Origin of the sequence: Bacillus sp. SIMBA_008 (genome assembly GCF_046535495.1) — a bacterium.
GTDB classification, from domain to species: Bacteria; Bacillota; Bacilli; order Bacillales; family Bacillaceae; genus Bacillus; species Bacillus subtilis.
The window spans coordinates 1-250 of the sequence record NZ_JAWRWL010000923.1 but is presented as its reverse complement, the minus strand read 5'-3'; the positions used below and the strand labels follow the sequence as shown (position 1 = coordinate 250).

1 pseudogene is annotated in these 250 nt (G+C 36.4%); it reads left to right on the top strand.

Features of this window, described 5'->3' with window-relative positions:
- Positions 1 to 250 (top strand): annotated as a pseudogene (locus SB658_RS26075) (ABC transporter permease); the annotation flags it as partial.

The window sequence follows — 250 nt, the reverse complement described above, 5'->3', positions numbered from 1 at the left end:
GTGCAGAAGAGTATGAACAAAACCAAAGTTTACAAATCGCAGGACCAATTCTATTTGTAGGTTTCTTTATTGGTATAGTATTTTTCGTATGTGCAGGAAGTTTCCTTTACTTCCGTTTGTTTTCTGATTTGGAGGATGATACTCGTTTGTTTGAAATGATTCGAAAAGTAGGCTTAACGAGTGGAGAGTTATCGAAAGTAGTTACAATCCGATTGGCACTTTTATTCTTCGTTCCAATAGGTGTTGCAAC